Annotated in this window: 23 protein-coding genes; 17 read left to right on the top strand and 6 right to left on the bottom strand. The window is 36.6% G+C overall.

What is annotated here, in order from left to right:
• Window positions 1-24: 24 nt before the first annotated feature.
• From AC0OM3_RS00360 to AC0OM3_RS00395, 8 genes are all read left to right on the top strand, one after another.
• Window positions 25-864: a LysR family transcriptional regulator gene (locus tag AC0OM3_RS00360; RefSeq protein WP_000362521.1), complete on the top strand. Its 840-nt coding sequence runs from the start codon at window positions 25-27 to the stop codon at window positions 862-864.
• Window positions 865-1074: 210 nt separating this feature from the next.
• Window positions 1075-2787, top strand: a complete 1713-nt coding sequence (ezrA, locus tag AC0OM3_RS00365; protein WP_000377300.1) for a septation ring formation regulator EzrA — start codon at window positions 1075-1077, stop codon at window positions 2785-2787.
• A 378-nt stretch (window positions 2788-3165) separates the two neighbouring features.
• Window positions 3166-4308, top strand: a complete 1143-nt coding sequence (locus AC0OM3_RS00370) for a cysteine desulfurase family protein (protein ID WP_089148223.1) — start codon at window positions 3166-3168, stop codon at window positions 4306-4308.
• Between the two features lie 7 nt (window positions 4309-4315).
• Entirely contained in the window at window positions 4316-5530 is a 1215-nt protein-coding gene (gene thiI / locus AC0OM3_RS00375; protein WP_074593284.1) for a tRNA uracil 4-sulfurtransferase ThiI, read from the top strand.
• An 80-nt stretch (window positions 5531-5610) separates the two neighbouring features.
• Complete coding sequence (locus AC0OM3_RS00380; RefSeq protein WP_000091640.1) at window positions 5611-5808, top strand: alpha/beta-type small acid-soluble spore protein; 198 nt, start codon at window positions 5611-5613, stop codon at window positions 5806-5808.
• A gap of 196 nt (window positions 5809-6004) precedes the next feature.
• A complete protein-coding gene (gene mbcS / locus AC0OM3_RS00385; protein WP_474210985.1) occupies window positions 6005-7591 on the top strand; it encodes an acyl-CoA synthetase MbcS in 1587 nt (528 codons plus the stop codon).
• Between the two features lie 102 nt (window positions 7592-7693).
• A complete protein-coding gene (locus tag AC0OM3_RS00390) occupies window positions 7694-8125 on the top strand; it encodes a VOC family protein (RefSeq protein WP_000600361.1) in 432 nt (143 codons plus the stop codon).
• 71 nt (window positions 8126-8196) lie between these two features.
• Window positions 8197-9765 carry an amidohydrolase gene (locus AC0OM3_RS00395; protein ID WP_474210986.1) on the top strand — a complete coding sequence of 523 codons (1569 nt, stop codon included), beginning with the start codon at window positions 8197-8199 and terminating at the stop codon, window positions 9763-9765.
• Window positions 9766-9917: 152 nt separating this feature from the next.
• Here AC0OM3_RS00395 and AC0OM3_RS00400 read toward each other — a convergent pair whose 3' ends face one another.
• On the bottom strand, window positions 9918-10721 hold the full coding sequence (locus AC0OM3_RS00400; protein ID WP_000785185.1) for an NAD kinase: 804 nt from the start codon (window positions 10719-10721) through the stop codon (window positions 9918-9920).
• 205 nt (window positions 10722-10926) lie between these two features.
• On the opposite strand from AC0OM3_RS00400, the gene AC0OM3_RS00405 reads away from it, so the two are divergent.
• From AC0OM3_RS00405 to ackA, 5 genes are all read left to right on the top strand, one after another.
• A complete protein-coding gene (locus tag AC0OM3_RS00405; protein WP_002164202.1) occupies window positions 10927-11565 on the top strand; it encodes a DUF2953 domain-containing protein in 639 nt (212 codons plus the stop codon).
• 12 nt (window positions 11566-11577) lie between these two features.
• A complete protein-coding gene (gene ytfJ, locus AC0OM3_RS00410) occupies window positions 11578-11973 on the top strand; it encodes a GerW family sporulation protein (RefSeq protein WP_000350003.1) in 396 nt (131 codons plus the stop codon).
• A 134-nt stretch (window positions 11974-12107) separates the two neighbouring features.
• Entirely contained in the window at window positions 12108-12608 is a 501-nt protein-coding gene (gene tpx / locus AC0OM3_RS00415) for a thiol peroxidase (protein ID WP_000024529.1), read from the top strand.
• Window positions 12609-12806: 198 nt separating this feature from the next.
• Entirely contained in the window at window positions 12807-13793 is a 987-nt protein-coding gene (locus AC0OM3_RS00420) for a class I SAM-dependent methyltransferase (RefSeq protein ID WP_000084367.1), read from the top strand.
• A 299-nt stretch (window positions 13794-14092) separates the two neighbouring features.
• Complete coding sequence (gene ackA, locus AC0OM3_RS00425) at window positions 14093-15286, top strand: acetate kinase (protein WP_000034575.1); 1194 nt, start codon at window positions 14093-14095, stop codon at window positions 15284-15286.
• Window positions 15287-15309: 23 nt separating this feature from the next.
• On the opposite strand, the gene AC0OM3_RS00430 is transcribed toward ackA, so the two are convergent.
• Window positions 15310-15744 (bottom strand): NUDIX hydrolase, encoded by a 435-nt coding sequence (locus AC0OM3_RS00430; protein WP_000283502.1) that lies wholly within the window; start codon window positions 15742-15744, stop codon window positions 15310-15312.
• A 70-nt stretch (window positions 15745-15814) separates the two neighbouring features.
• Entirely contained in the window at window positions 15815-16450 is a 636-nt protein-coding gene (locus tag AC0OM3_RS00435; protein ID WP_001054295.1) for a DUF1796 family putative cysteine peptidase, read from the bottom strand.
• Window positions 16451-16587: 137 nt separating this feature from the next.
• Between AC0OM3_RS00435 and AC0OM3_RS00440 the strand changes: the two genes are divergently transcribed.
• Window positions 16588-17421 (top strand): EcsC family protein, encoded by an 834-nt coding sequence (locus AC0OM3_RS00440; protein ID WP_001256852.1) that lies wholly within the window; start codon window positions 16588-16590, stop codon window positions 17419-17421.
• A 31-nt stretch (window positions 17422-17452) separates the two neighbouring features.
• On the opposite strand, the gene AC0OM3_RS00445 is transcribed toward AC0OM3_RS00440, so the two are convergent.
• On the bottom strand, window positions 17453-18106 hold the full coding sequence (locus tag AC0OM3_RS00445; RefSeq protein ID WP_001244525.1) for a YitT family protein: 654 nt from the start codon (window positions 18104-18106) through the stop codon (window positions 17453-17455).
• A gap of 855 nt (window positions 18107-18961) precedes the next feature.
• Between AC0OM3_RS00445 and AC0OM3_RS00450 the strand changes: the two genes are divergently transcribed.
• Complete coding sequence (locus tag AC0OM3_RS00450) at window positions 18962-19171, top strand: hypothetical protein (protein ID WP_474210987.1); 210 nt, start codon at window positions 18962-18964, stop codon at window positions 19169-19171.
• Window positions 19172-19185: 14 nt separating this feature from the next.
• On the opposite strand, the gene AC0OM3_RS00455 is transcribed toward AC0OM3_RS00450, so the two are convergent.
• Window positions 19186-19503, bottom strand: a complete 318-nt coding sequence (locus AC0OM3_RS00455; RefSeq protein ID WP_000417120.1) for a hypothetical protein — start codon at window positions 19501-19503, stop codon at window positions 19186-19188.
• Between the two features lie 166 nt (window positions 19504-19669).
• Here AC0OM3_RS00455 and AC0OM3_RS00460 point away from each other — a divergent pair, with 166 nt between their 5' ends.
• Together AC0OM3_RS00460 and argH are read left to right on the top strand one after the other, a co-directional pair.
• Window positions 19670-20875 carry an argininosuccinate synthase gene (locus AC0OM3_RS00460; protein WP_000412307.1) on the top strand — a complete coding sequence of 402 codons (1206 nt, stop codon included), beginning with the start codon at window positions 19670-19672 and terminating at the stop codon, window positions 20873-20875.
• Window positions 20872-22260, top strand: a complete 1389-nt coding sequence (argH, locus tag AC0OM3_RS00465) for an argininosuccinate lyase (RefSeq protein ID WP_000041258.1) — start codon at window positions 20872-20874, stop codon at window positions 22258-22260. Before AC0OM3_RS00460 ends, argH begins: the two co-directional genes overlap by 4 nt.
• 66 nt (window positions 22261-22326) lie before the next feature.
• Here the strand turns inward: argH and AC0OM3_RS00470 are convergent, their stop codons facing one another.
• Window positions 22327-22512 (bottom strand): hypothetical protein, encoded by a 186-nt coding sequence (locus tag AC0OM3_RS00470; RefSeq protein WP_000342764.1) that lies wholly within the window; start codon window positions 22510-22512, stop codon window positions 22327-22329.
• Window positions 22513-22554: the final 42 nt, after the last annotated feature.

The raw sequence follows: 22554 nt of genomic DNA on the forward strand, positions 1-22554 counted from the left end.
AACTTTTTGTTAGAGGTGTGTACGATGGATTTGGAGGCAGTACGATCGTTTATTGAAGTGAAGCATACGCGAAGTTTATCAAAGGCAAGTAAGATTTTACATATATCTCAACCAGCGCTTAGTAAACAAATTCAAAAGTTAGAAGCGGATTTAGAGGTTACTTTACTTAAGCGTTCTGCGCAAGGAGTAGAGTTAACGGAGGCAGGAGAGTTATTTATAAAAAGAATGCTACCGATTTTGGAGCAAATAAATGAAGTGAAAACAGAAATGAGGGGATATCAAGAGAACCAGAAATTTTCAATTGGTATACTACCGAGTTTAGCAGAGCATTACATATCAGAATGTAAAGATATATTAGGTGATGAGTTCGAATTGGAATGGCAAATCGGGCATACGGAAGTATTAAGAGATTTATTTAAAGCGCGGGAGATTGACGCGATGTTCATCGATTCAATAGTAGAAGGGGCTACGTATATAAAAGAAGTACAACAAGAGAAAATTGTTTGTGCCGTTTCAACTAATCATCCGTACAAAGAGAAGATAGTCATTCAAATAGAAGAGCTGCACAATGAAAAATTAATTGTATATCCAGAAATATGTGATGTAAGGAAAATGATTATGAACATGTTTCATGAAATAGGTGTAAAACCAACTATAGCTGTGGAAACATCTTACGCAGAACCGATGCTTGCAATGGTAAAAGCTGGCCTTGGTATCACGTTACTTCCAGAAAGGGCAGTAGAGCAGTCTGTAAGGCAAGGAAATGTACATGTAATTTCTGTTGAACCACCACTCATGCGGAAAATTTATTTCGTATCCCATACGAAAGATTGTTTGTTATTACAATCATTTGAGGATAGGTAGTGAGGTAGGCGGAATATTGAGAAAGATTACAATCACATTGAAAGAAACATGAAATTTTAAAAAAAACTAGGTCAAAAACAAACCATTACATGGTATGATTAGTACATTGTTAGTTGTTAAATATAGGGGAATTCCCTTTTTATACATAATGCCTTCCATTTCATAAACGGAACGGACAAAAAAAGAGATATAACTAGGAGGCTTTTTTGCATGGATTCTATCCTGACGATCGTTATCATTGTAGTAAGCTCTATTCTAGTGCTGCTCATGATAGAGCTTGTGATAAGAAATCGTTCATATAAAGATATTGAAGCACTGGAGCAGTGGAAACAAGAGATAAAAGATAAACCTGTGGCAGATGAACTAAAACGGGTAAAAGATTTAAACATGACGGGTCAAACAGAAGAACTGTTTGGTAAATGGCGTGAAGAATGGGATGAAATTGTATCAACAACCCTTCCGAAAGCTGACAAAGATTTAGCGCAAGCGCGAAAATTCGCCTCGCAATTCTCCTTCCGAAAAGCAAAGCATGCGATGAACGAATCCATAAGTGGTTTAGATGACGCTGATAATCGTATTACGGACATTTTAAATGAATTACAGCAATTGTTAGAAAGCCATGAGAAAAATAGCTCGGAAATTGAAGGGTTACGTGATACATATCGTAGTATGAAAAAGAGTGTTCTTGCTCATAGACATATGTATGGAGCAGCAGAGCAGAAAATCGAAGAGATGTTAGACGCTGAATCTGAGAAATTTAAAACCTTTGAAGAAGCAACAAACAATGGCGACTATTTAAAAGCGAGAGAAATTGTCATTAGTTTGGAAGAAGGTTTAGCAGATTTAGAAATCATTATTCACCAAATTCCAGATTTATTGGTAGAGTGTCAAGCGACGTTACCAGTTCAACTGGAAGATTTATTACACGGACATAATGATATGGTAAGACAAGGTTATGTATTAGATTATTTGGAAGTCCCTAAAGAAGTTCGCGATATGACGAAACAACTACAAACATGTTTAATGGATATACAGGAGCTTCATATAACAGAAGCGGCTGAAAAAGTAGAAAACTTAAAAACACGTTTAGATGGGTTCTACGATCAGCTGGAACAAGAAGTACATGCGAGACATTATGTGGAGCAAAAAACACTTTCTGTTTATGATGACTTAGAAGAAATGCGCATCGAAACGATTGAAACGAAAACAGAAACACAACTTGTGAAACAAAGCTATCAATTGCAAGATAAGGATATTGAGTCTCAAAAAGTAATTGAAAAGCAAATGCACATTTTAACGAAACGTTTTGAAATGTTGCAATTACGCGTTGCTGAACAAGATATTGCCTTCTCTATTATTCGTGAGGAACTAGAAGAGGTTTATGAGCAATGTGAAACGTTAAAAGTACTTCATGCAGAATATAAAGAAATGCTGCAAGCGATGCGTAAAGAAGAATTTGAAGCGCGTGAGAAGTTACAAGAAATGCGAAATACTATTTTCGAAACGAAACGCTTTATGCAAAAGTCGAATTTGCCAGGTCTTCCAGAGAGTATTATGGAAGATTTAAAAAGAGGGCAAATGGCAATGCAAGCTGTATATGAACAATTAGAAGTGAAGCCGTTAAATATGAACGCTGTAAATAGCAGTTTAGAAGAAGCATATACAACTGTGAACGATGTAGCTGAAATGACAGAAGAGTTAATTGGACAAGCATATTTAGTGGAAAAATTAATTCAGTACGGTAACCGTTACCGCAGTCATGATGAAAACCTAGCAGAAAGTTTAAATTATGCTGAGAAATTATTCCGTGAATACCAATACGATGCAGCTTTAGAACAAGCGGCTTCAGTATTAGAGCAACTTGAACCTGGCGTTGTTCAAAAAATAGCTGAATATGTAGACAATGAACAAACCCTTTCATAAAAGGGTTTGTTTTTTTATGTAATTTTGCAGGCGATGTTGCTATAATGAATAGCGGAATACAGCAAGGTTATTCGTTTCAAAATAAAGTGAAACTCTAATCGGTGGGAGGATTCATCCCCACTGATTACTAGCCTTCACCAATCGGGCATTTACGGGCAGTTAATCTCCCATCTAACTTCTTTGCTCTAACTGGATTTTGAGGTGAGAGTCTTATTGCCCGTTAACGCGGGATAAAGTGAAACTGTAATAGGAGGGCATCCTCGCCAATTATTAGTCTTCACCAATCGAGATAAAACGGAACCTTTGCGTAGTCTTAGCGTAATGACACGTATTTATGATATGATTATACGATGTGATAGCGCTGAAAGGGGAAGAACGATGATCTATTTTGATAATAGTGCGACGACGAAGCCATATCCAGAAGCTCTTCAATCATACGTGACGGTTGCTGGGAAATATTTTGGTAATCCTTCTTCTATTCATTCGCTTGGAGGAGAGGCAGAGCGTCTATTAACACAATCAAGAACGATTGCAGCGCAGCTTCTTCGTGTTAAACCTTCTGAAATTATTTTCACATCAGGTGGAACGGAAGGGAATAACCTTGCGATTAAAGGGATAGCGATGAGGAATCGTTCGCGCGGCAAACATATCATTACAACAAATATTGAACACGCGTCTGTGTTTGAGGCATATAAGCAATTAGAAGAACTCGGGTTTGATGTAACATATTTACCGGTTAACGAGCATGGGGTTGTATCGGTAGAAGATGTGAAACGAGCACTTCGTGAAGATACGATTCTTGTGTCAATTATTCATGTGAACAACGAAACTGGAGCAATTCAGCCCGTTGCTGAAATTGGAACGTTATTATCGAATCATCCGAAAATAAGATTCCATGTAGATCATGTGCAAGGGATAGGAAAAGTACCGCTTGATTTATATGCTTCTCATATTGATCTTTGCTCAATATCTGGACATAAATTCCACAGTGTAAAAGGAACGGGTCTTCTCTATGTACGCGATGGCGTAAGATTAGATCCAATTTTATCAGGTGGTCAACAAGAGCTTAAGTATCGCTCTGGTACAGAGAATTTACCTGGCATTGTAGCGATGGTGAAAGCACTTCGCATGACAATGGAACAAGTGAAAGAAAAGGTAGCTCATTTGCAAAGTTTACAAGCAGAGCTTGTTCGTTTCTTTAAAGAGATGGAAGATGTAACGATTAACACGTCGCTTGCCTATGCAGCACCGCACATTTTAAATGTATCATTTGTTGGTTTAAAACCAGAAGTAGTCGTTCATGCTTTAGAAGAACACGGTGTATATGTGTCAACGAAATCTGCTTGTTCTTCAAAAGCAAATGAAGTGAGCAGAGTGTTAGTGTCAATGGGAGTGCCGCATGCAGCAGCTGCAAGCGCTATTCGTATTAGTTTGGCACCAGAAAACACAATGGAAGAAGTAAAACAATTTGAAGGTATTGTAAAAGAGACGATACCAAAATTATATGAAGTGATGAGGTAAAGAAATTATGTTGAAATATGAATATATTTTAGTGCGTTATGGAGAAATGACGACAAAAGGTAAGAACCGTTCTAAGTTTGTAAGCACATTAAAAGATAACGTGAAGTTCAAACTGAAAAAATTCCCAAATATTAAAATCGATGCAACACATGATCGTATGTACATCCAGTTAAATGGTGAAGATCATGAAGCAGTCTCTGAAAGATTGAAGGATGTATTCGGTATTCATAAATTTAACTTAGCGATGAAAGTACCATCAGAATTAGAAGACATTAAAGAAGGTGCATTAGCAGCTTTCTTACAAGTAAAAGGTGATGTGAAAACATTTAAAATTACTGTACACCGTTCTTATAAGCATTTCCCAATGAGAACGATGGAATTATTACCTGAGATTGGCGGACATATTCTAGAAAACACAGAAGATATTACAGTAGATGTTCATAATCCAGATGTAAATGTACGCGTAGAGATCCGCAGTGGCTATAGCTATATCATGTGCGATGAGCGTATGGGAGCTGGCGGTTTACCAGTTGGCGTTGGCGGAAAAGTAATGGTACTTCTTTCTGGTGGTATTGATAGCCCAGTAGCAGCGTACTTAACGATGAAACGCGGCGTATCTGTGGAAGCAGTTCACTTCCATAGTCCACCTTTCACAAGTGAGCGTGCAAAACAAAAAGTAATCGATTTAGCGCAAGAGTTAACGAAGTATTGTAAACGAGTAACGCTTCACCTTGTTCCGTTTACAGAAGTGCAAAAAACGATTAATAAAGAAATCCCATCTAGCTATTCAATGACGGTTATGCGCCGTATGATGATGCGTATTACAGAACGTATTGCTGAGGAGCGTAACGCACTTGCAATTACGACTGGTGAAAGTCTTGGACAAGTAGCAAGCCAAACGTTAGATAGTATGCATACGATTAACGAAGTAACAAACTACCCAGTTATTCGTCCGCTTATTACGATGGATAAATTAGAGATTATTAAAATCGCTGAAGAAATCGGCACATATGATATTTCAATTCGTCCATATGAAGATTGCTGTACTGTATTCACACCAGCAAGCCCAGCGACAAAGCCGAAACGTGAAAAAGCAAATCGTTTTGAAGCGAAATACGATTTCACGCCATTAATCGATGAAGCTGTAGGGAACAAAGAAACAATGGTATTACAAACGGTAGAAGTAGTGGCGGAAGAAGAAAAATTTGAAGAACTTTTCTAAAACCATAAATTACCATATCTAAAACGTGTATGAAGTCATGTTATTTATCACACTCTATACTCACAAGGAGGTGATATAACATGTCACGTAGCACAAATAAATTAGCGGTTCCTGGTGCTGAATCAGCATTAGACCAAATGAAATACGAAATCGCTCAAGAGTTTGGTGTTCAACTTGGAGCTGATGCAACAGCTCGCGCTAACGGTTCTGTTGGTGGTGAAATCACTAAACGTCTAGTTTCACTAGCTGAGCAACAATTAGGCGGTTACCAAAAATAATCCCATATGATGGCTTAGAAAGAGCGGGTTCTCCCGCTCTTTCTTTTTTGTGTTGTGTCGCTATTTGTGGGTAAGTCGATGTAATTTCGTTTGCTAATTCGACAGAACTGAAAAATTTGTCAAAAGAAGAGGGTTCAAAATTAACAGAAAATTCTTTATTATATAAAGGAGGCATAAAGAAAAGGGAGGATATTTTATGAAGCGAGAAGAATTGTTGGCGCCACCGTCTTATAATTTAGTTTCTGAAATAGAGAAATATACGTGTGATAAAGGGAAGTTAGCTTTAATTTGGCAAGATGATAAAGGGAATCGAAGGGAAGTTACATACGCTGAATTAATGCAAGGTGCGAATAAAATTGGAAACGCTTTTATAAAAAGTGGTTTGCAAAAAGGGGACAAGCTTCTCATTATGATGCCGCGTTTAATTGAAGCGTACATGACGTATATTGCTGCTATTAAAGCAGGATTTGTCGTAATTCCAAGCTCGGAAATGTTACGTAAAAAAGATATAGAATATCGAATTGGACATGGAGAAGTAAAAGCGATAGTAAGTTATGAGCCGTATATTAGGCAATTTGATGATATAAAAGCGATGGAATCTCTTCGAAAATTTGTCCTGAGCGAGCAATCAGTAGATGGATGGGTTAATTTGAAAACAGCGTTAGAAACAGAGAGTGACATGTTAGAAATGGCGAAGACAGATAAAGAAGATATGGTCTTTTTATCTTACACGTCAGGAACGACAGGAAATCCAAAAGGTGTCGTTCATACACATGCGTGGGCATACGCTCATTTACGTACGAGCGCTCCAAATTGGCTCGGAATTGAAGAGAATGATATTGTATGGGCAACAGCTAGTCCAGGCTGGCAAAAGTGGATTTGGAGCCCGTTTTTAGCAACGCTAGGATCAGGGGCAACAGGATTTGTATATCACGGTAAGTTTGAACCGAAAACGTACCTGAATTTATTAGACGATAATAAGGTGAATGTGCTTTGTTGTACACCGACTGAGTATAGATTAATGGCAAAGGTAGAAGATTTAAGCCAGTACAATTTAGAGGCATTACATAGCGCTGTATCCGCAGGAGAGCCGTTAAATAGAGAAGTCATTGAAACGTTCCAAAAGCACTTTCATATTACAGTAAGAGACGGCTATGGGCAAACGGAAAATACATTACTTGTTGGTGTAATGAAAGGGATGGATATTAGACCAGGATCAATGGGGAAACCAACGCCAGGTAACCACGTCGATATCGTAAATGAGGAAGGTACTCCAGTTAAAGTAGGCGAAGTTGGTGATATTGCAGTTCACATTGAAACGCCGGCCCTCTTTAAACAATATTACAAAGACAATGAACGTACAGCGATGCAATTTCGCGGTGATTATTATATTACAGGTGATAAAGCGAAGAAAGATGAAGACGGCTACTTCTGGTTTGAAGGGCGCGGTGATGATATCATTATTAGTTCTGGTTATACAATCGGGCCATTTGAAGTAGAGGATGCTCTTGTAAAACATCCGTACGTAAGAGAATGTGCAGTTGTCGCAAGTCCTGATGAAATTCGTGGAAGTGTCGTGAAGGCATTTATCGTATTAAGAGAGAATATAGAAAAGAACGAAGAAACATTAATTCCAACACTCCAACAACACGTCAAAGAACTCACTGCACCATATAAATACCCTCGCAAAATTGAATTTGTAGATGAACTACCAAAAACGATTTCTGGAAAAATTCGCCGTATTGAACTTAGAAAACAAGAGATGGAGATTCCGTCAAAATAATTTTGAAAACAGTGAAGTAAATAGTTGAATGAAATGCAAAACAATGATAAAATAAAAACGAACACAAGTTCGATTCTATAAACTAAAAAAAGAGGTGTCCGTATGATTTTAGGTATTAATCCGTACTTAGTTTTAGATGGCAGTGGGCAAGAAGCTGTACAGTTTTATAAAGAGGCTTTAGATGCAAAAGTAGAAGTCATGCAAACTTTTGGTGATATGCCTGAAAATCCAGAATACCCGGTTCCAGCTGAAGCGAAAGAGCGCGTTTTACACGCTACTTTAAAAGTTGGTAATACGGATCTTATGATCTCTGATACATTCCCGGGTCAAGAGCATGCAATCGGATCTCAAGTAACAATCGCAATTCAAATTAGTAATGCAGAAAAAGCAAAAGAAGTATTCGATAAGTTACAAGAAGGTGGAGAAGTTATCATGCCACTTCAAGAAACATTCTGGAGCCCAGCATACGGACAAGTAAAAGATAAATTTAATATTGAATGGCAAGTTACAACGTCTACTACTGAACAAAAGTAATTTTAAGAAAAGCACCATATTTTGAAATGGTGCTTTTTTTTATACAATAAAAAATAAAGGAGATGGGATATATGGGAGAAATTTGGTATGGCGGCACCATTTACACAATGAGAGAAGAAAATAAAAAAGTGGACGCAGTTTACGTTGAAAACGGTACGATCGTTGATGTTGGAAGTAAAGAAGAGTTAGAAAACCAATATGCCGCGGTTACATTGCACGATTTAAAAGGCAAAACGATGATTCCAGGTCTCGTTGATAGCCACATGCACCTTATTGGACATGGGGAGAGATTACTTCGTCTAGATTTATCAAATTGCACATCTTATGGTGAAGTGCTTACTCTCGTTCAGAAGCAAGCGGAAGAAGCTCCAAAGGGCGCTTGGATTATTGGAGAAGGATGGAATGAAAATAACTTTACAGATACGAAAGATGTTCACGCGCATGATTTAGATGAAATTTCGAAAGACCATCCCATTTTATTAAAGAGAGTTTGTCGTCACGTTACATGGGTTAATTCATACATACTGCAAGAAGCGAACATAACAGAAGCGACGCAAGATCCAAAAGGCGGAAAAATTGGCAGGGATTCATCAAATAAGTTAACAGGGCTTTTATATGAACAAGGGCAAGAATTAATTAAACACGTTCAGCCAGAAATTGATGAAGCTTATTTGCAAAGAGCTCTGCAAACAGCGATTAAAGATTGCTGGAAATACGGACTTGTTGGCGGGCATACGGAAGATTTAAATTATTATGGTGGTTTTAGAAAAACATATAATGCGTTTTCTCACGTTATAAAAGAAATGCCATTTAAAGCCCATTTGCTCGTTCATCATGAAGTAGCACATGAACGAAAAGAATATGAAAATGAACACTATATTGAATTTGGGGCAATGAAAATTTTCTCTGACGGTTCTTTTGGCGGAAGAACAGCATTATTAAGTGAACCGTATGAAGATGCGAAGGAAACGAATGGGGTTGCGATTTTCTCACGTGAAGAACTTGCGGAATTAGTGAAGAAAGCACGAGAATTACATATGCCAGTTGCGATTCATACTATCGGTGATTTATCGCTTGAATATGTCATTGATGCACTCGAATTATATCCACCAGCAAAAGGGTTACGTGACCGTATTATTCATTGTCAGCTTGCTCGTGAAGAGTTGATAGAAAGAATGAAAAACTTGCAAGCCATTATCGATATACAGCCAGTCTTTCTTTCATCAGATTTTCCGTCAGTCATTGAAAAACTAGGCGAGCGTCGTCTTCGTTATGCGTACGCTTGGAAGACGTTATTGGAAGCAGGATTACACTGCAACGGTGGCTCAGATGCTCCCATTGAACAAGTGAATCCATTTTTAGGCATATATAGCGCTGTTACACGTAGAAGTTTTATTGACGGTGTATGCTATATGCCTGAGGAGAGATTAACGATTTATGAGGCTGTTTCTTTATTTACAACAGGAAGTTCCTATGCAATCGGAAAAGAAGCGAAGCAAGGGCAAATTACAAAAGGATATGAAGCAGATTTTACAATATTAGACCGCAATATTTTTGAAATTGAGGCAGAAGAAATAAAAGAAGTGCAAGCAGAAATGACCGTAATAGATGGCCAAGTTGTCTATAGAAAAGATGAGTAAAAATATATGAGCGATTATTAAAATATATCGACTTACCGACAAAAACTGACAAGAATAACGGCCGGATAGTAAGAGATTATTGTCCGCGTCAATTGGGGTAAATAAATAACCGCAGAATTATGGAATTACATAATTCTGCGGTTATTTTAATTCTATAAAAACGTTCTTTGTACTTTTTCCCAGAAAGAATTGTTTTTTAATTTAACTGTTTTAATTTGTTTATCGCTTAAGCGTACAACAGCTTTTTCTACTTGTTTAATGCTAAGCGCTTCGTTATCCATGCCGATAACAGGATAATCGTTACCGTCTGGTTTTAGTTTTAAAGTTAATGTACGTTCGTGATTTAAAATGAACGGTGAACCGAGTGTACGATATGTGTTGTTATTTAATGATGCTAGTTCGCTTACTTGGAAACATGGGATAAGCGGGTCAACAACTGCACCATGCAATGATTTATTGTAAGCAGTACTTCCTGTTGGGGTAGAAACTACTAAACCGTCCCCTCTAAATGTTTCGAAGTATAAATCATCAACGTGAACATCTACAACGAATGTTTTAATAATACTAGAACGTAATGAGAACTCATTTAAACAATGGAAAGATGTACTATGATCTACATCTACCTGAATTGTTGGATATTTTCGCACTTCAATTTCATTTTTTGTAATTTCTTGAAGGGCTGTATCAACGTGATCAATATGGAAATCGCAGTAGAACGAAGTTTCATCTTTCGTAGAAATCCCTGCGTATAAACAATCTTCTCTAAAACCAGTTTTACGAACGGCTTGTAAGAAAGTTGCATCATCTCCAACACTGACGATAGCGTTTGCATTTTTTGGATGATCTAATATGGTAAATCCATTCTCTTCTAAAATACGATAGATTGGTTTCATTTTTTCAACGAGCGTTGCTTTGTCATCACCATAAAAGAAAAATAAATTGCGACGATCTGCCATTATGTATCCCTCCACTGCAGTTAAATTTTCTGTTTTTCGTGCTACATATCATGAGAGTCTGTTCCTTGATGATATGTTCAAATAATATATTTCGATATAAATTGTCAAAACACCTTTTTATTTTTAGAAAAATTTTTATATTCAATCTTATAGAACTCTGTTTAATGATGCATAAAGTTGTCGATAATGGGTACGGAGTGAAAGGATGATACGTATGAAGTGGCTCGTAATTGGAATAATAATTCTTCTTCTTTTTATTTTGTTTATACTATTGTCGAAAATAAAGCTTAAGGTGACATTTTTATATTCAGAAATGGAAAAGCAATGTTTGCTTCAAGTGAAAATATGGATGATTCGATATACATTTGATGTGTTGGAAAGAATTGAAAAACAGCAGAAAAAGACAGGACAGAAAATCGAAAAAGCTGAAGAAGACGGCGGACTCGATAATAAAATTATGGCGCAACTTGACAGCATTGGTGAACTGATAAAAAAGCTTCAAGAAGTTCATACTATTGTTAAAGATTTTCTCAAACGAGTGAAAATCAATGGTTGGAAATGGCATACACAAATTGGAGCAGGCGATGCAGCTAGTACTGGAATTGTCACTGGATATGCATGGGGGACAAAAGGTATGGTTGCTGGAGTTGTCGGACAATATATGCATATTGTCGACGTACCAGAATTTGAAATTACCCCAGTTTTTCAAGGGAAAGGATTTGCATCAAGATGCGAGTTAACAGCATCTTTTCGTATATTCCGCGCTATAAAAACTGGCGTCAAATTACTCGTCTTTATGAGAAGACAAAGATCTGGTATGGCAGAAAAATCTGTTCAAGCATAGGGGGGATATAGAATGGACCATCCAATTCAAGGTTTAATGACAACAGCAATGCAGCATTTAAAACAAATGACTGATGTAAATACAATTGTTGGTGACCCAATTAAAGCGGCAGATGGAAGCGTAATTCTTACAGTTTCGAAAGTAAGTTTCGGATTTGCTGCTGGTGGAAGTGAATTTGGTAAAGTAGAACATTCAGGCCGTCATCCATTTGGCGGGGGAAGTGGTGGAGGAGTTTCTATTAATCCTGTTGCCTTTCTTGTTATAAATGGAGATGGTGTGAAAGTATTGCATTTAGATAAACAAACACACGTCATCGATAAAATAATTGAATTAGCGCCACAAGCTGTTGATAAAGTGAAAGAAATGATGGATAAACGAAAAGAAGATGATCCAGAATTTCAAATTTAAAGAATAAAGAAGCTAATCAATAGGTTAGCTTCTTTAATTTTTTTGTAAATAAAGCGATTTTATTTGCATTATCGATAGGGACAAACTATCATTTACATTGTACATATTTTGTTTAAATAAGGGAGGATTTTCAAGTGGCAAACGTAACTTTTAAAGGTAATCCAATGACTTTAGTTGGAACAGAAGTTAAAGTTGGCGATCAAGCGCCAAACTTCCAAGTATTAGCAAACGACTTATCTCCAGTAAGTTTAGAAACATACAAAGGCGAAGTGAAATTAATTAGTGTTGTACCTTCAATCGACACAGGTGTGTGTGATGCACAAACACGTCGTTTTAACCAAGATGCAGCAGGTATTGAAAACGCAAAAGTATTAACAATTAGCGCTGATTTACCATTCGCTCAAAAACGCTGGTGTGCAGCAAACGGTTTAGAAAATGTTGTAACACTTTCTGACCACCGTGACCTTTCATTCGGTGAAGCTTACGGCTTAGTAATGAAAGAACTTCGTTTACTTGCTCGTGCAGTATTCGTAGTAGATAGCAATGACAAAGTAGTTTACGTAGAGTACGTAAGCGAAGGTACAAGCCATCCAAACTATGAAGCAGCATTAGAAGCAGCTAAATCTGCGAAGTAATGTGAAGAAAATGACCTCTTATAAAGAGGTCGTTTTTTCTCATATATTGCTCTGTAACGGCATCGATATATGAGAAAAAACGTTATATCACATATAACTAAAGGGGAGCTCTTTACAGGAGGTCGCTTTTTCTTTTTGGAAAAAATCACTTTGTGGTATGATATAAGTTATGTGTAAAAGAGAGAAGGAGGAATGTACGTGAGTCAGACAGTAGAAACATTATTTTCTATTTTTGATTCTTCTGCGGTAGTTTTACGTAAAGAATTAGATGTAACATATTTAGAGGCGCTTGTAGAAACAGGTGATAACTTGTTTGAGGGAGCGATTTTACAAGAGGAATTATCCGAATCAGCAATTGAAAGGCTGAATCGTGAATATAGTACGTTTAATGAAGAAACATATAAAGGTGAAGAAATTCGTAAAGCATTTCAGTTAGCCATCTTAAAAGGAATGAAAGAAGGCGTACAAGCGAATCACGAAATGACACCTGATGCAGTTGGTATGTTCATGAGTTACTTATTCCATAAATTTATGCAAGGTCAAAACGAGATCACAGTTTTAGATCCTGCAATTGGAACAGGAAATTTAATGACTACAGTGTTTAATAGCGCCAAAGAAGGACTAACAATGAGTGGATTTGGTGTAGAAGTGGATGAAGTGCTAATTAAACTTGCTTTAGTAAATGCAAATTTACAAAAGCATGCAATCGAATTCTTCCATCAAGATGGACTAGCACCACTTTATATCGATCCAGTTGATGCAGTCGTTTCAGACTTACCGGTTGGTTATTATCCAAACGAAATCGGTGCAAGTGAATATAAATTAAAAGCAGATGAAGGAATGTCGTATGCCCATCACTTATTTATTGAACAAAGTGTGAAACATACGAAAGAGGGCGGGTACTTATTCTTCTTAGTACCAAACTTCATTTTTGAAAGTGACCAGGCACCAAAATTACATGCATTTATTAAAGAAACATGCTTTATTCAAGGGTTATTACAGCTTCCTGTTTCCATGTTTAAAAACGAGAAAAATGCAAAAAGTATATTTGTTCTCCAAAAGAAAGGCGCTAATGTAACAATGCCAAAACAGGCGTTATTAGTGGAATTGCCTAAATTCTCTAACATGAAGGCAATGGAAGACATTATGGATCAATTAAATACTTGGTTTGCAACACATAAATAAAGCTAGGTATATGTAACAGTATTAGTGATTTATGTAGTACAGTTTTATATAATATGTCATATTTTTAAATATATACAAGATTTAACTGAATTTTTTTGAAATCTGTAATATATATTTTTTCTTGGTGTTACAATTTTTTCACTTGAAATATATGTCGGACGATGTTTAAATTAAAATCGTGAGTATAAAATTTGCTAATGATGAAACGTTTTCATATTTGGTGAATTTGATCAGATAAAATCGAGCGGTTTGTGGAAACATCCACACAACTACCAAGAGAAAAAGGGGCGAAAGACTAGATGTCAAAAATCATCGCGATTAACGCAGGAAGCTCTTCCTTAAAATTCCAATTATTTGAAATGCCAAGTGAAACAGTATTAACAAAAGGTTTAGTAGAACGTATCGGTTTAGAAGATAGTATCTTCACTATTACTGTAGATGGCGAAAAACAAAAAGAAATTACAAACATTCCAGATCACGCAGTAGCAGTTAATATGCTTCTTAAAAAATTAACTGAAAACGGAATCGTTAAATCTCTAGATGAGATTGGCGGTATCGGTCACCGTGTTGTTCACGGCGGCGAAAAATTTGCTGACTCTGTTTTAATTACTGATGAAGTATTAGCTGATATCGAAGAATTAAGCGATTTAGCACCACTTCATAACCCAGCAAACGTTGTTGGTATTAAAGCATTCCAAGAAGTATTACCAAACGTACCAGCAGTAGCAGTATTCGATACAGCATTCCACCAAACAATGCCGGAATCTGCATTCCTATACAGCTTACCATATGAGTACTATGAAAAATTCGGCATCCGTAAATACGGTTTCCACGGAACTTCTCATAAATATGTAACTGAGCGTGCGGCTGAATTATTAGGTCGTCCAATTGAAAGCTTAAGCTTACTTTCTTGTCACTTAGGTAACGGTGCAAGTATCGCAGCAGTAGAAGGCGGTAAATCTATCGATACTTCTATGGGCTTCACTCCACTTGCTGGTGTAACAATGGGTACACGTTCTGGTAACCTTGACCCTGCGTTAATTCCATACATCATGGAAAAAACAGGCCAAACAGTAGAAGAAGTAGTTAACGTATTAAACAAGAAAAGTGGTATGTTAGGTCTTACTGGATACTCTAGTGACCTACGTGACATCATTGCGAAAGAAGAAGAAGGCGACCACCGTGCGAAAGTAGCACTTGATGTATTCGTAAGCCGTATCCACAAATACATCGGTTCTTACACTGCTCGTATGAAAGGTGTAGACGCAATCATCTTCACAGCTGGTGTAGGTGAAAACAGTGCGATTATTCGTGAGCGCGTATTAGAAGGCCTTGAGTACATGGGCGTATACTTCGATGCAAAACGTAATAACGTATTCGGTGAAGAAGCATTCATCAGCTTCCCACACTCTCCAGTAAAAATTATCGTAATTCCAACTGACGAAGAAGTTATGATCGCTCGTGACGTACTACGTCTTGGAGATATTGGTTAATATATGAAAAGAAAGACGAGATCCTATAGGATTTCGTCTTTTTTCTTTTGGATGTATTTTAAAACTCCATCCGGATATAATGTTTTTTCTTTCTGAATGAATGCCGTAATAGGAATCCATTTCGCATACGATATTGTTTGCTCATCTTGTATATTCACTTTTTCCATTTCATATAGTGACGTGTCTAATAAACGTAAAGAATATAGTTGAATGATTTCATGAGCAATTTCTCGATCTAGATGAAAGACATTTTCTAAACAACCTAAATAATTGGTGATTTCTATCTCCGTATGAAGCTCTTCTTTAAACTCCCGAATAACAGTATGTGCTGATTTTTCACCAAGTTCAATTGAACCGCCAAGAGGACGATAATATATTTCGCCTTCTGTATAATATTCTTGTACGAGAAGGCGATCTTGATGTACAGCAAGACCGAAAGCTTTTGCACGTGGATACATATACAATCACTCCTTATTTGTTTTGTATAAGGACGATTATAATGTATGGTGTGATAAAAGTATCGTGTATTTAAGTGTGCGGTCTAACTGTAATTCCATCAAATAAGTCTTTCCAAAATGCTTCATTGTATTGGTATACATCCATAATAGGGCATTTTATAACGCAAATATTTTGTAATCCCCAATCTTCTTGGGTGATGGTTGGTACATCTTCAGGAATGAGTAATAGGACAGAGAATGTATGTGTAACGATTTGAGATAAAATTTGTTCTAGGGAACATGCTTCTTCATATGTTCCTCCAGTTCGAATAAATAATATGGATGCTGCTGTTTCAATTGTAGCTAGAAAACGATTAATACGATGTTCATAGTTTAACTTAATTTCTGTATAAGAAGGCCAAGAAGCTGGTGTGTTTACATCTGTTTTAAAGTCGTGGCAAGAGTCGATTTCATATAGATTATCACGGAGTCTTAATTTTGCACCATCATCCCAAAATGAGATGAAGGATAAATTTTCGAAATTTAAAAAGCGGTCAAATCGATTTTGTAATAATACATTCACTTTTTCTAATGAGGGGCTTAGCATAAAATCAATAACGCCAAAAAAAGGTGATAATTCGAATTGATATAATGCCCAAGCAGGCCAGCAGTTTTGTCCTAAGCTGAATACTGCGTTATAATTTTGTTTTAGATTGGATAGATTCATGTGATGCAACTCATCCTTTTTGCTATTATTTTATGTCGCTTATAAAGGGTATGTGAAAAGAGATATACAAGCATATTTGTAAAGAATAAGCAGAAATATGTTACAATAGAAAAAAATCGAACGAGGTGGTTGTTACGATGCGATCGAAGCGAGAACAAGCCATTTTAGACAATATAAAAGAATGGGAAGCGCAATTAGTTGAGCAAGAAGCGACCGATTTTCAAAAAGTGTTTGATAAATGGTTACATACTGCAGTTGCGAAATTACCTGAGAAAAAGCGAAAAGAATTCTTCACGAAAGCAGATGGATGGCTCTTTCATTTGCATGCATTTATTCAAAGTTCACAAGCACAGTTAGATGCACGTAATCGGATTTTAGGAACATCAAGATTATTTGATGAATCGATTGAACAGCTTGAAGATTTGAAAGCATTATCTATTGATCAATTAACATACATAGCAGAGCAGCAAACAGCACGTCATCGTCTATATTCATTTGTACAAGGCGGGGCAACAGGTGCTGGAGGTTTATTATTATTAACGGCGGATTTTCCGGTTATGATCGCGTTAAATGTGAAGGCAGTCCAACTTATTGCCACATCATTTGGACATGATGTGAACAAGCCGTATGAAATGATGCTTGCGTTAAAGGTGTTTCATGCATCATTACTACCAGGAAGACTTCAGCAATATGCATGGTACAATTTATTGCAAGAGCTGGAACAAGAAGATTCGTTCTTCTACGAAGGAGACGAAGCAGTGCTACAAACAGCTTCTACTGAGGTTGTGTTAAAACAAATTTTGAAGACATTTTCGATTTATGCTCTTCGTCGTAAATTATTCCAAGGTATACCGGTAATTGGAATGGCAATTGGATCTACAGTGAATTATCGTTTAACAAGAAACGTTACTGAATTTGCAAATAGATTTTATCAAGTGCGTCACATAGTCGAGAAAGAAAAAAGAGCATAAAAAAAGCGAGAGGCCGAAGCCTTTCGCTTTTTTAATTTGTTGCATGCTTTTTGGACATTGGAATAGATACTGGTTGCTTTTCTTCTGCTTTTGGATAATAAATTAAATCCAATGTTTTTGCCTGTACGGCAATTGAAAGAATAGTAAAAGCAATTTCTGTCCAATTTAAATAATATAATGAAAGCGCAAGAACAATCGCGTCAAAGACGAAGAAAATTTGCCCAATTGTAAAACGTGTTTTTTTACTTAATACAATTGTTAAAATATCGTCTCCACCGGTTGCACCGCCAAATCGCAATATAAAACCGAGTCCAATACCAGCTAACGCACCGCCAACTACTGCAGCTATAAATAAATTGTTTGATAAATCGACCGTAAATGGAGAATAATTTTCCATAAGAGAATAAAATACTCCGAATGAAATTGAACCTAAGAATGAATAGCCAACCATTTTTCTACCTAACAATGAAGCACATAGTAGAATAATTGGGATATCCATTATTACAGTTGAAATAGATGGTGAAATATCATAAAAATTTTGGATGAATAGTGCGATACCTACAAAGCCACCTTCTGTTAAGTGGTTTTGGAAGTGAATGTGATATAGCGCTGCTGCTAAAATAAATGAACCGATTAAAACCATAAAAACTTCTTTAATAATTTGTCGACTTTGGATGTTCCTCATCGTTATTCCTTCTTTCCGTAGTTAGTAGTCCTTTTTGTGTTGTAAACTAACTACGAGCTCACATGTAGCTTTCAGTTAGTTTACGAAAAAAACTAACTACGCTATATGTCGCTGAAGAAATAACGAATAATCCTCTCGTCCATCAATTCTCCCTACCTTCGTTTTAGTTTAAGTCTTAAAACGACTAAACAAAACGTGGAGTAGGATTCGTCATTTAGCAATCCTGCTCTTCTTTGTTTTGTTTAGCTAGTAACAATTAAGTCCTAAACAAAACGCTATGTGTAAGAAGAGTCTTTTTTTTGCCAAATTATCCTTCGGGCAATCATAATTTCCCCACTCTCGTATTTTTTTCGCTAGACTAAAGTATCTGAGCTGAAAAATACGCTACGTGTATGATTCGTCAATACGATGCCACATGCTCCTTCGAGCGATCATGATATCAAAATCCCTTCCTTCAAGATTTATACTATTATATCATACTTTTAAAAAATGTATGCGGATGGAAACCGACAATAAACGGAGGGAATCTACAAAAAATGTTATGTTTAAATATTTTTGTAGAAAAGCCTAAGTTATTTCTTACTTATTGGACAGTTTGTAACGGTTTGTCCAATAAGTAAGAAAAAAAGGGTTTTATTCCGTTGTATTCTTTTCATCACTTTTATCTTTAAAAAACGCATCCCAACTAATCACACTTAAAAAAGTTAAAGCGATAATAACGAAAGCACGCATAAGCTTTAGACCTCCTTTTGTACATAGTATATGAATCATTCGATTCGGAATGTGTCATTTTTTTACAAGTCTTAACTGTTATGAGAGTATATTAATATAGATAGATGATGGGGGAGTGAAGGTATGCTAAAAGAAATGTTCAAAAGAAAAGAATTAATATGTATTTCATGTCAGAAAAAAATTCAATATGAAGAAGAACTCGTCGCTTTTGTAAAGTTGCCGAAAGAAAGAAGTATATTAGTTGGTCCATTCGATGTATGTTTGGCGAAAACAGCACAAGAAATATATTGTAAATCATGTTACGACAAAAAAAGCATGATCCAAAGTAATTGAGGGGCATGCTTTTTTCATTGGTGTGCTTTCCCCTCAGATACATTTTGAGTGAGTCGATACCAAAGCCAAAGGTCATTAATGATGGAAGCAAGATCGGCAATTTCTGAATTTAGTTTACAAGAAACTTCGAAGTCTTCTTCGTTATTTAAATAATGTTGTTTTGTATTAATATAGTGCTCAAGTTCTTTTATACGATCAGGAATTTTCCCGCGAACTTGTTCCCATTTTAATAAAATAGCGTGTTGCATTTTTTCGGGGATATCTTCCCAATCTTCTTGTAAATGCGGAATTTCAATGCCGAGATGTTCATCGTAAAAGAAATACTTTTCCATAAGTTCACCCCCGTTTTCCTGCTTATATTGTACATAAAAACAGAAAGAAGTTCGACGGAATTGTTTGAAAAAATTTGAAAATGACTCTTGATACATTTTGTAAAAGGTGTTAAAGTTTGAATTATTATAAAAGAAAATGAATATTTATTCTTTAGGGGGATGCAAAATGGAGAAGAAAAAAGTTGTATTAGCATATTCCGGAGGTCTTGATACTTCCGTTGCAATTAAATGGTTACAAGAGAAGGATTATGATATTATCGCGCTTTGTTTAGACTTAGGGGAAGGCAAAGACTTAGCATTTGTAAAAGAAAAGGCACTTTCAGTAGGTGCAATTAAATCATATATGATTGATGTTCAAGAAGAATTTGCAAACGAATATGCATTGATGGCGATGCAAGCACACACATTATACGAAGGGAAATATCCTCTTGTTTCGGCGCTATCACGCCCACTTATCGCGAAGAAATTAGTAGAAATTGCAGAGCAAGAAGGAGCGACTGCAGTTGCACATGGATGTACAGGGAAAGGAAATGATCAAGTTCGTTTTGAAGTTTCTATTCAAGCATTAAATCCTTACTTAGAAGTGATTGCACCTGTACGTGAATGGAAGTGGTCACGTGAAGAAGAAATTGCCTATGCAAAAGAAAACGATGTACCAATTCCGATTAATTTAGATAGCCCATTTTCAATCGATCAAAACTTATGGGGACGCAGCAACGAATGTGGAATTTTAGAAGATCCATGGGCAGCACCGCCAGAAGATGCATATGAGATGACACTGGCATTAGAAGATACACCGAATAAACCAGAGTTTGTAGAAATCGGATTTGAAGCAGGCGTACCGACGACTTTAAATGGTACTGCATATTCACTTGCAGAATTAATTAAAACGCTAAATGCACTTGCTGGAAAACATGGCGTTGGACGTATTGATCACGTAGAAAATCGTCTTGTCGGTATTAAATCTCGTGAAGTATACGAATGCCCAGCAGCAATGACGTTAATTACTGCGCATAAAGAGTTGGAAGATTTAACACACGTAAAAGAAGTAGCGCATTTTAAACCAGTGATTGAACAGAAAATAACAGAACTTATTTATAATGGTTTATGGTTCTCGCCTTTAAAACAAGCGCTTCATGCATTTTTACAAGAAACGCAAAAGAATGTAACAGGTACAGTGCGTGTGAAATTATTTAAAGGTCATGCGATTGTAGAAGGACGTAAATCTGAATACTCTTTATACGATGAAAAATTAGCAACATATACTGCTCAAGATGAATTTAATCATGATGCAGCAGTTGGATTCATTTCATTATTCGGTTTACCGACGAAAGTATACAGCCAAGTGAATCAAAAGAAGGTGGAAGCGTGAGCAAACTTTGGGGCGGACGTTTTACAGAAGAAGCGGAAGCATGGGTTGAAGAGTTCGGAGCATCCATCTCCTTCGATCAACAATTAGTAAATCAAGATATAAACGGAAGTATTGCACACGTAACGATGCTAGCAAAGCAAGGCATCGTTACGAAAGAGGAAGCCGAGAAAATAAAGATAGGTCTTCAATATTTATTAGAAGAAGCGAAACAAAATAAATTGCATTTTTCAGTTGAAGCGGAAGACATTCATTTAAATATCGAAAAGATGTTAATTGAAAAAATCGGTGAAGTGGGAGGGAAACTTCATACTGGCCGAAGCCGTAATGATCAAGTAGCGACAGATATGCACTTATATTTAAAAGAAAAAGTAGAACATATTATAAAAGCTACAAAACAATTGCAGACGGTTCTTGTTCATCAAGCAGAAAATAATATTGAAACGATTATGCCTGGCTATACGCATTTGCAGCGTGCTCAGCCGATTTCATTTGCTCATCATATTCTCGCTTATTTTTGGATGTTAGAGCGTGATGTGAATCGTTATGAAGATTCGTTAAAGCGTATTAATATTTCGCCGTTAGGGGCAGGAGCGTTAGCAGGGACAACATTCCCGATTGACAGAGAATATAGTGCGGAGCTTCTTGGATTTAATGGAATCTATGAAAATAGTTTAGATGCAGTAAGCGATCGTGATTTCATACTGGAGTTCCTCAGTAACTCATCTATGCTTATGATGCACTTATCACGCTTTTGCGAAGAACTTATTTTATGGAGTAGCCAAGAGTTTCAATTTATTGAAATGAGCGATCAATACGCAACGGGAAGCAGCATTATGCCGCAAAAGAAAAATCCAGATATGGCGGAACTTATTCGTGGTAAAACAGGTAGAGTGTACGGTAATTTATTTAGTTTACTTACAGTCATGAAAGGATTACCGCTCGCTTACAATAAAGATTTGCAAGAAGATAAAGAAGGAATGTTTGATACAGTAAAAACAGTAGAAGGCTGCCTTCATATTATGGCAGGTATGTTAGAAACGATGACTGTCAACAAAGAAAAAATGGGGCAAGCTGTAACGCAAGATTTCTCTAACGCAACAGAAATTGCTGACTACTTAGCAAGTAAAGGACTACCGTTTCGTCAAGCTCATGAAATTGTTGGGAAGCTAGTGCTACACTGCACACAAAAAGGAATTTATTTAGTAGATGTACCACTTGAAACGTATAAAGAAATGAGCTCGTTATTTGAGGAAGATTTGTATGAAGTTCTTTCACCGTATGCAGCTGTAAAGCGTCGTAACAGTGCTGGCGGGACAGGTTTTGAGCAAATTGAAAAAGCTTTGGAGAAGGCGAAAGGATTAGTTGGAGAGTTTGTTGGAAGTTGATTGATAGGAAAGAAGGTACGCTAACCTTAGTACAGGAAAGCGTACCTTCTTTTTGATTTTTACAGCTTAAAATGAATCATACTTATGTCGATCTTCCGTAATTCGAATATACTCAATATCCATTAAATCTCGTAGTAATGCACCGTTACTTAGTTCAATTCCGTGTGTCTCTTTAAAATGTTCACGGATTGTCTCTAACATTTCAATTTCTTTCCCATTCACATCTAAAATAATACGTTCAGAATCATCCATATAGCATCCTCCTTTTTTAAACATATATATTTTGTCCGTCTA

This window comes from Bacillus sp. FAU20 (assembly GCF_056033865.1).

Bases quoted from the DNA above. Each gene is read 5' to 3' on its own strand.
- AC0OM3_RS00400 (WP_000785185.1), bottom strand. From the start codon at position 10,721: ATGGCAGATCGTCGCAATTTATTTTTCTTTTATGGTGATGACAAAGCA.
- ezrA (WP_000377300.1), top strand. From the start codon at position 1,075: ATGGATTCTATCCTGACGATCGTTATCATTGTAGTAAGCTCTATTCTA.
- AC0OM3_RS00470 (WP_000342764.1), bottom strand. From the start codon at position 22,512: ATGGATGATTCTGAACGTATTATTTTAGATGTGAATGGGAAAGAAATT.
- AC0OM3_RS00460 (WP_000412307.1), top strand. From the start codon at position 19,670: ATGGAGAAGAAAAAAGTTGTATTAGCATATTCCGGAGGTCTTGATACT.
- AC0OM3_RS00370 (WP_089148223.1), top strand. From the start codon at position 3,166: ATGATCTATTTTGATAATAGTGCGACGACGAAGCCATATCCAGAAGCT.
- AC0OM3_RS00450 (WP_474210987.1), top strand. From the start codon at position 18,962: ATGCTAAAAGAAATGTTCAAAAGAAAAGAATTAATATGTATTTCATGT.
- AC0OM3_RS00440 (WP_001256852.1), top strand. From the start codon at position 16,588: ATGCGATCGAAGCGAGAACAAGCCATTTTAGACAATATAAAAGAATGG.
- thiI (WP_074593284.1), top strand. From the start codon at position 4,316: ATGTTGAAATATGAATATATTTTAGTGCGTTATGGAGAAATGACGACA.
- mbcS (WP_474210985.1), top strand. From the start codon at position 6,005: ATGAAGCGAGAAGAATTGTTGGCGCCACCGTCTTATAATTTAGTTTCT.
- AC0OM3_RS00360 (WP_000362521.1), top strand. From the start codon at position 25: ATGGATTTGGAGGCAGTACGATCGTTTATTGAAGTGAAGCATACGCGA.
- AC0OM3_RS00390 (WP_000600361.1), top strand. From the start codon at position 7,694: ATGATTTTAGGTATTAATCCGTACTTAGTTTTAGATGGCAGTGGGCAA.
- AC0OM3_RS00455 (WP_000417120.1), bottom strand. From the start codon at position 19,503: ATGGAAAAGTATTTCTTTTACGATGAACATCTCGGCATTGAAATTCCG.
- AC0OM3_RS00445 (WP_001244525.1), bottom strand. From the start codon at position 18,106: ATGAGGAACATCCAAAGTCGACAAATTATTAAAGAAGTTTTTATGGTT.
- AC0OM3_RS00395 (WP_474210986.1), top strand. From the start codon at position 8,197: ATGGGAGAAATTTGGTATGGCGGCACCATTTACACAATGAGAGAAGAA.
- AC0OM3_RS00435 (WP_001054295.1), bottom strand. From the start codon at position 16,450: ATGAATCTATCCAATCTAAAACAAAATTATAACGCAGTATTCAGCTTA.
- AC0OM3_RS00405 (WP_002164202.1), top strand. From the start codon at position 10,927: ATGATACGTATGAAGTGGCTCGTAATTGGAATAATAATTCTTCTTCTT.
- ytfJ (WP_000350003.1), top strand. From the start codon at position 11,578: ATGGACCATCCAATTCAAGGTTTAATGACAACAGCAATGCAGCATTTA.
- AC0OM3_RS00430 (WP_000283502.1), bottom strand. From the start codon at position 15,744: ATGTATCCACGTGCAAAAGCTTTCGGTCTTGCTGTACATCAAGATCGC.
- ackA (WP_000034575.1), top strand. From the start codon at position 14,093: ATGTCAAAAATCATCGCGATTAACGCAGGAAGCTCTTCCTTAAAATTC.
- AC0OM3_RS00380 (WP_000091640.1), top strand. From the start codon at position 5,611: ATGTCACGTAGCACAAATAAATTAGCGGTTCCTGGTGCTGAATCAGCA.